This is a genomic window from uncultured Streptococcus sp. (genome assembly GCF_963516575.1).
Lineage (GTDB): Bacteria > Bacillota > Bacilli > Lactobacillales > Streptococcaceae > Streptococcus.
Map to the genome: position 1 here is coordinate 1 of NZ_CAUQCP010000060.1, position 8,209 is coordinate 8,209.

An 8,209-nucleotide genomic window follows, 5' to 3' on the forward strand; every position below is an offset into this window, starting at 1 on the left:
AAATGTGATAAAAATTTCAACTACTCTTATCTATAATAAAGCTACCTGTTCTTTGAAAATTGAATCCACTCCGTCTTGATTAGCGTGCCTGTGTAAGTAGGGACTGAGAGTATTTCCCTGTGAAGGGCAACTGGCACAAGACGTGTGTGAGAAATTTCTAACAGACACGGAGTTTATCGTTACCAGACTTAAACGATGCGACAAACTAGATAAAGGAGTTAATCATGAAGGTAGTAAACTTGTATGATTTGAAACAAATGGGGAATAAAGGTGGTTGTACCATCCAGTTGATTCATCACTTTCCTTTTGGTATGGGCTTAGGACATCTCAAAAAAGACTACATTGAATTTAAACGTGTTGGTATCTTTGATGGGAAAGCAGTAGAAGTTACTCTTAGAGAACCATATTCGAGAGATCTACTGCAGGTTGTCAAGTCGATTAAGCAACGTCAGAAATTGATAGCTTATCGCTATAAAGAAGGAAAGCTGCTATTTGTGAAGAAGGAGGCGTCAGATGTCCTCTGAACAACAGGAACGAATGGCAGTTCAATATGCTGAGCGTAGTCTTTTATTTACTGTCAAAAGTCTTTTAAAGATTCTAGAATGGTCTAGACGGCAGGCTTTAGCACAGGATTCCGCCTATAAGATAGGGGTGCAGAAATTAGAAGAATTGCTACAATCTCCATATTCGATTGATACGATTAATCTGAAAAAAGATTTTTTAGATAAACCAATTGATATAGAGAAATTTAAAGCTTTTTTAGAAAAAGAAGAGATTCCTTTAGCCATCGCTTGGAAAGGGTATTCTCTACATTTCTACACGAAAGACCGTTCGATTCTAGACAATCATTTAGACCATCTGTTAGAAAAAATGGTTAATGATCCGGAGAAATTAGCTGATTTTACCATGGATAAGTCATTAGACGATGCAATTGATGAGGCTAAATCCCAAATTACCTTTAGACAAGAAGGAGCCGTCAAACAGAAAGAGATGGTGAGATGATGTACAGTGGAAAGAAATTCCTACTATTCTCACTGTTAGGTATCTTACTAGGCTATCTTTTTCATCGTTTGACGCTTTTGTATGATTCCTATACTGGAAATAGATTAGATAAATGGACTCATCTTCTGATGGAAGGTCAAGATGAAGTTCTTCAGTCGCCATGGAATGTTTCCTTTACTGGAAAATCAAGTGCTTTTTTTCTACTAGGTTTTGTGATGATGTTGCTGGTTTATCTCTATCTAGAGACTGGTAAAAAACAATACCGAGAAGGAGTAGAATACGGGAGCGCCCGTTTTGGAACTCTAAAAGAAAAGAAGCTCTTTTACGGTAAGGAATTTTCTCATGATACGATCTTAGCACAAGATGTTCGTTTGACATTATTAGATAAAAAACCACCCCAATATGATAGAAATAAGAATATTGCGGTGATCGGAGGTTCAGGAAGTGGGAAGACATTTCGCTTTGTAAAACCCAATCTGATTCAGATGAATAGTTCCAATATTGTCGTGGATCCTAAAGATCACTTAGCCGAGAAAACAGGAAGACTCTTTTTGGAACATGGCTACCAAGTAAAGGTGCTAGATTTAGTCAATATGATGAACTCAGATGGCTTCAATCCTTTTCGCTATATAGAGACAGAAAATGATTTGAATCGCATGCTGACGGTTTATTTCAATAACACCAAAGGCTCTGGCTCCCGTAGTGATCCATTTTGGGATGAAGCTTCTATGACTTTGGTCCGAGCTTTAGCCTCCTACTTGGTCGATTTCTATAATCCACCTAAAACAAGAGAACAGCTCATAGAAGAAAGTCGTTTAAGTCAAAAGGAATACCAAAACTTGTTGAAACGTCAAAAAAAAGAAGTGGAAGAGCGAAAAAAACGAGGGCGTTATCCAAGTTTTGCTGAAATCTCAAAACTCATTAAACACTTATCCAAGGGTGAGAATCAAGAAAAAAGTGTCTTAGAAATTCTATTTGAAAATTATGCTAAAAAGTATGGAACTGACAATTTTACCATGCGAAATTGGGCAGATTTTCAAAATTATAAGGATAAGACTCTGGATTCTGTTATAGCTGTAACCACTGCTAAATTTGCCCTCTTCAATATTCAAAGTGTCATGGATTTGACCAAAAGAGATACCCTTGATATGAAGACTTGGGGCAAGAAAAAATCAATGGTTTACTTAGTTATCCCAGATAACGATAGTACCTTTCGCTTTCTTTCAGCCCTCTTTTTTTCAACTGTATTTCAAACCTTAACAAGACAAGCAGATATTGATTTTAAGGGTCAATTGCCTCTTCATGTGAGAGTTTATTTAGATGAGTTCGCAAATATCGGAGAAATTCCAGATTTTGCTGAACAAACCTCAACAGTCCGTTCTCGAAATATGAGTCTCGTTCCCATTCTACAAAATATTGCCCAACTTCAAGGGCTCTATAAAGAAAAAGAAGCTTGGAAAACCATTTTGGGGAACTGTGATAGCTTAGTCTACTTAGGTGGTAATGATGAAGATACTTTTAAATTTATGAGTGGGTTACTCGGTAAACAAACCATTGATGTTCGAAATACTAGTCGTTCCTTTGGCCAGACAGGTTCAGGATCCCTTTCTCATCAAAAGATTGCTCGTGATTTAATGACACCCGATGAAGTCGGAAATATGAAACGTCATGAATGCTTGGTTCGAATTGCCAATATGCCTGTCTTTAAAAGCAAAAAATACAATTCCATCAAGCATCCAAACTGGAAGTACCTAGCCAATCAAGAAACTGATGAACGGTGGTGGAACTATCAGATCAATCCTTTGAATCAAAGACAAGAAAATCATCTTGAAGGCCTTAGAATTCGTGATTTAACTTTTGAATCTAGTTTAAAATAAAAATAGAAAAGAGGAAATAGATGATTACGCATTTTAAAGGTTTTGTTTATGGAGTAGACGCAAGTGCTATGTTTGCACAAGCTATGTCTTTGTTACAGAAGGGATTGATTGCGGTTGGTGCCTTTCTCGTTGTTGTGGGGATTGTCAATCTTGCAACCAACATTAAAGATGGTGGGCCAGGTGTTCGGAATGCCATTCTTGAAATTGTCGGTGGAGTTATGGTCGGGGCTGCTGGGGCCTTTGTAACCCAGATTTCAATTTAGGAGGATAAACAATGACATGAATCTTAGTTTAGTCTCACCCTTTGTTTACCTTGCATCTGAAAAAATATCAGCTGAAAATTTATTTGAAGGATTTAATGTAGATTTACAATCTACGGTAGATTTGATTAAATCTCTATCTAGCTATAATCCAACCGTTTGGACTTATATGTCTAGTATTACTAAAAGTGTCATGCAGCCCCTTGGAGTTGCGATTTTATCAGTTGTTCTTATCTTAGAATTTTCGAAGATGGCAAAGAAAATTGCTAACTCAGGAGGAGCGATGACCTTTGAAGCATTAGCACCGATGTTGATTAGTTATATCATGGTCGCAGTTGTAATTACCAACACTACCGTGATTGTAGAAGCCATCATCGGGATTGCGAGTCACGCCATTGAACAAGTGGCCTCGATTGTGGCTCACGGTGGGGCAAAGTATGATACAATCTCTGGATTAAAAGGTTCAGGATTTATTGGCCGGATGATTGTGGGCTTTTTCGCCCTCCTCATTTGGCTTGTTCGGATAGTAAGTGCAGCCATGGTCAATCTTTTGGTATCTATTCGATTTATTCAACTCTACCTTATGATTCCATTTGCCCCTCTTACGATTCCAACATTTTTAAGTGATGAATGGAAGTCTATTGGTATTGGCTATTTAAAAAATATTATGGTCTATGCGGTACAAGGGGTTCTCATTTTTCTAATTGTTTCTCTTGTTCCTTTATTTGAATCCGCTGGGAAAATAGCTGTTTCAAATGGTGCAGGAGTCTTGCAATCACTTGCGATTATGTTTGGTAGTTTGGTACAAGCTATCTTACTGATTATTGCACTCGTTGGTTCTCAACGTACGGCTCGCTCAATCTTAGGTATGTAATTAGATAAAGGCTAGGAAGTGATTACTTCTTAGCCTTTTTAGAAAGGAAAGTCATGAATACACGTGTCTTTAAAGACATCTCAAAATACCAACACAGGGCTTGGTTAGGTTTCACCACAAGACAAATCATCTTTGTTTTACCAGCCTTTATTGTCACAATTATTGTTTTGGGCTTGAATCTCTTTTTCTGGCAATTTGGAGATTGGTTTGTTTACGGTTTTGTGTTTGCCTTTACCATCCCCCTCATGCTATTTGGAGTCTATAAACCCAATGATTTATATTTTGAACATTATTTGAAATACCGTCTTCATTTTGAACTAACGGTTCCCCTACGCACAATTACAGGAAAGAAAGGATCTGAACATGAAAAGAAAATCAAATACATTAAAGAAACAAAAAACTTCAATGACTAATAAAAAGGAAGAAGTTAAAGGGAAAAAAGAGGAAGTTTTACCTTCTACGGCGAATAGTCTTGCCTATCAAGCCCTGTATCAAAATGGTCTGATGCAGGTAAAAGAAGATTATTTCTCACAAAGCTATTTACTTGGTGATGTCAATTACCAGACCGTTGGTTTAGAAGATAAGGGCGCAATCATTGAGAAGTATTCTGATTTGATTAACTCCCTAGATGACCAAACTAACTTCCAATTGACTATCTTTAATAAAAGATTGAATTTAGAAAAGTTTAGACAAAGTGTTTTGTATGAGGAAAAAGAAGATGGATATGATAGCTATCGTAAAGAATTGAATCGGATGATGAATCAGAATTTAGACAGTGGTGAAAATAACTTTTCAGCTGTGAAACTGATTAGCTTTGGTAGAAAGGATTCTAATCCCAAACAAGCCTATCGTTCCTTGTCTCAAATTGGAGAATATTTCAAGAGTGGTTTCTCAGAAATTGATGCTCGATTTGAATCCTTGGCTGGAGAAGAACGGGTGAACTTGTTGGCAGATATGCTTAGAGGAGAACACCATCTTCCTTTTTCTTACCGTGATTTAACGAGATCGGGTCAGACAACTCGTCACTTTATAGCTCCTAACCTCTTGGATTTTAAAAACAAGAATTACCTACAAATCAATGACCGCTTATTGCAGATTGTCTATGTCAGAGACTACGGCATGGAATTAGGAGATCAGTTTATCAGAGACCTCATGCAAGGAGATTTGGAATTGATTGTGAGCCTCCATGCTCAAAGTTCGACCAAGGCAGATGCCATGAAGAAACTACGAACAAAGAAAACCTTGATGGAATCCCAAAAGATTGGGGAACAACAAAAACTTGCTCGTACAGGTATCTATTTGGAAAAAGTAGGTCATGTATTAGAAAGCAATATCGATGAAGCTGAGGAACTCTTAAAAACCATGACCGAGACAGGAGATAAACTATTTCAAACAGTCTTCTTGATTGGGGTCTTTGGTCAGGATGAAGAAGAACTCAAACAAGCTTTAGACACTATTCAACAAGTGGCCGGCTCAAATGACCTAATGATTGATAAACTTCCATATATGCAAGAAGCAGCCTTTAATAGTTTGCTGCCATTTGGTTGTGATTTTTTAGAGGGCGTATCACGGAGTTTATTAACATCCAATATAGCAGTGAACTCTCCTTGGACTTCAGTAGATTTACAAGACCGTAGTGGGAAATATTACGGTATCAATCAAATCTCAAGCAATATTATTACCATTGACCGCAGCTTATTAAATACACCGTCTGGTCTGATTTTAGGGACATCTGGAGCTGGGAAAGGGATGGCAACCAAGCATGAGATTATCACAACAAAAATCAAAGAATCTGGTGAGAATACAGAAATTATCATCGTGGATCCAGAAGCAGAGTACAGTGTTATTGGACGGGCTTTTGGTGGAGAAATGATTGATATTGCGCCTGATTCCCAAACCTATCTCAATGTTCTTGACTTGTCTGAAGAAAATATGGATGAAGATCCTGTAAAGGTAAAATCAGAATTTCTTTTATCCTTTATCGGCAAGTTATTGGATAGAAAAATGGATGGAAGAGAAAAATCGATTATCGACCGAGTTACCAGACTCACCTATCAGTCATTTAAAGAGCCTTCTTTGGAAGAATGGGTCTTTGTCTTGAGCCAACAACCAGAAGAAGAAGCGCAGAATTTGGCACTTGATATGGAACTGTATGTTGAAGGTTCTCTTGATATTTTTTCTCATAAGACCAATATTCAAACAGGATCCAATTTCTTAATCTATAATGTTAAAAAGTTAGGAGATGAGCTGAAACAAATTGCCCTTATGGTTGTTTTTGATCAGATATGGAATCGTGTCGTTCGGAATCAAAAATTAGGGAAGAAGACCTGGATTTATTTCGATGAGATGCAGCTTCTCTTATTAGATAAATATGCCAGTGATTTCTTCTTTAAATTGTGGAGTCGTGTCAGAAAATATGGAGCTAGTCCGACTGGGATAACCCAAAACGTCGAAACCTTATTGTTAGATCCAAATGGTAGACGGATTATTGCAAATAGTGAATTTATGATTCTCCTCAAGCAAGCAAAAAATGATAGAGAAGAATTGGTTCAACTCTTAGGCTTGTCAAAAGAACTCGAAAAATACCTAGTCAATCCAGAAAAAGGGGCTGGACTAATAAAAGCTGGTTCAGTTGTCGTTCCCTTTAAAAATAAGATTCCTCAAGGTACTCAATTGTTTGATATCATGAGTACGGATCCTGATAAAATGGCTTCTAATTAAGGGGAAGGTAAATGAAGGATAAAAGAGAAATCATACGTGCCCGAAAGGCATTTAGAAGAAGTCTAAAAGATGAGAAGAAATTCTTGAAAAAAGGAAAGAAGGAGGTAAGGAAACAGAAAAAAGATTCCGCTGTACTGGATGAAAAAGCATGGAAAAAAGAGATAAAAGAAAAGCTAGAGGAGATGAGAGAAGCATCAAAGGCTAGAGTAAAAAAAGCAAATGAAGATTACAATCACATCCTTCAAAATAGTCCTCCATCTCTTTTGAATCGCAAAGAATTAAGAGACAGACGATTGCCTCATGCTAGGAAACGATTGAAAATAGCCAAGAAGCAATTTAGAGAAGCCAAGGTAGAAGCAAAAGAAGAAAGAAAAGAGAGTCGTAAAGAAAGAAAAACCAATCAAAAATTTCTCTACGGTCAGGAATCGAAACAAAAATCTAATTTTTTCTTTCAAGGGAAGAGTTTAGAAGAATTAAAAGCTAAGAAAGAAGTCAAGGCCGCCAAAGAAAATTTAAAATCTACTAAACAAGCCTATAAATCCAAAAAGGTTAGTAGGAAAGCCAAAACTTTCCTTTATGTTCTTGGACGTGAAGGTGGAGAGTTAGCTTCAGAAAATGAAGATTTAGAAGGCTATCGCACACTTCAAGAGACCATTAGAAAAGGGAAACGCTACAGTCGGCTTTCTTATAATCTTGGAAAAGCTAGTGTCAAAACAGGACAAGCAACAGGTCGTTTTACCAAGAAAAGGCTGACCAACACAAAAGAGCGATACCATCATTTTAAGGATGGAAAAGGATGGAAACTAGCGAAAGATAATCCAAGTTCCTTTAAAAATCGGTATCGAAAATTAAAGAAACAAGGTCTTACAAGTGTCCGAAATATCTATCAAAAACTAAAAGCAGCCTTTTCCTTCTTTACATTTGCGGCTGGGAATCCTGCAACATGGATAGTTGGAGGAATAGTCTTTCTTCTTTTACTTATGATGAGCTTCTTTTTAGGTTTTTCATCTGCTAGTTTGATTCAACAAGATGAATTTGAATTAACAAAAGCTTATACCCACCTAACTTGGGAAGATGCAGAACATACTCGTACAAATGACAAAGGAATTACCTATTACACAAAAGTTGATGATGTGATGGGGTATATGAACTTTAAATTTCATGACTATGAGTTACACAAACCAGTTCACTTATTTAGTTCAGAAACTTACAAGGATTATCTGTCTACTTTGTGGCATGATTTAAACGATGGGGAAGATTTGAAATCCATGCAAGACCTTTATGAAACTCCTAAGTATAAACTATCAAAAGACGATCAAGAGGAAATGAAGGAACTAAAAGAAGAAGGTGTGTATGCTTCCATGCAGGAATTGGACAATCCATTTGAGGGGAAAAGTAACGAGGATAGTCTAACCATGACTTATCGTTATGGATACTATGATTTAGACGGAAAACCTACCCTTCAGGAGTACATT

At 37.0% G+C, this 8,209-nt stretch carries 7 protein-coding genes and 1 pseudogene; all 8 read left to right on the top strand.

Going from position 1 to position 8,209, the window contains the following annotated elements:
* Positions 1–224: 224 nt before the first annotated feature.
* The gene (locus RWM06_RS08865; RefSeq protein ID WP_000869753.1) at positions 225–524 is read left to right on the top strand and encodes a hypothetical protein; all 300 of its coding nucleotides are present in this window, start codon (positions 225–227) and stop codon (positions 522–524) included.
* Positions 514–1,002, top strand: a complete 489-nt coding sequence (locus RWM06_RS08870) for a hypothetical protein (protein WP_313970858.1) — start codon at positions 514–516, stop codon at positions 1,000–1,002. The genes RWM06_RS08865 and RWM06_RS08870 overlap by 11 nt, the downstream gene beginning before the upstream one ends.
* Positions 1,002–2,879, top strand: coding sequence for a VirD4-like conjugal transfer protein, CD1115 family (locus RWM06_RS08875; protein WP_313970860.1), 1,878 nt, complete (start codon positions 1,002–1,004; stop codon positions 2,877–2,879). Before RWM06_RS08870 ends, RWM06_RS08875 begins: the two co-directional genes overlap by 1 nt.
* Positions 2,880–2,899: 20 nt before the next feature.
* Positions 2,900–3,142, top strand: a complete 243-nt coding sequence (locus tag RWM06_RS08880) for a hypothetical protein (protein WP_000627865.1) — start codon at positions 2,900–2,902, stop codon at positions 3,140–3,142.
* A 16-nt stretch (positions 3,143–3,158) separates the two neighbouring features.
* A complete protein-coding gene (locus RWM06_RS08885) occupies positions 3,159–4,013 on the top strand; it encodes a conjugal transfer protein TrbL (RefSeq protein ID WP_001054257.1) in 855 nt (284 codons plus the stop codon).
* A 53-nt stretch (positions 4,014–4,066) separates the two neighbouring features.
* Positions 4,067–4,426 carry a PrgI family protein gene (locus RWM06_RS08890; protein ID WP_001097591.1) on the top strand — a complete coding sequence of 120 codons (360 nt, stop codon included), beginning with the start codon at positions 4,067–4,069 and terminating at the stop codon, positions 4,424–4,426.
* Positions 4,377–6,734 (top strand): VirB4-like conjugal transfer ATPase, CD1110 family, encoded by a 2,358-nt coding sequence (locus tag RWM06_RS08895; RefSeq protein ID WP_313970859.1) that lies wholly within the window; start codon positions 4,377–4,379, stop codon positions 6,732–6,734. The genes RWM06_RS08890 and RWM06_RS08895 overlap by 50 nt, the downstream gene beginning before the upstream one ends.
* 11 nt (positions 6,735–6,745) lie before the next feature.
* Positions 6,746–8,209 (top strand): annotated as a pseudogene (locus RWM06_RS08900) (CHAP domain-containing protein); the annotation flags it as partial.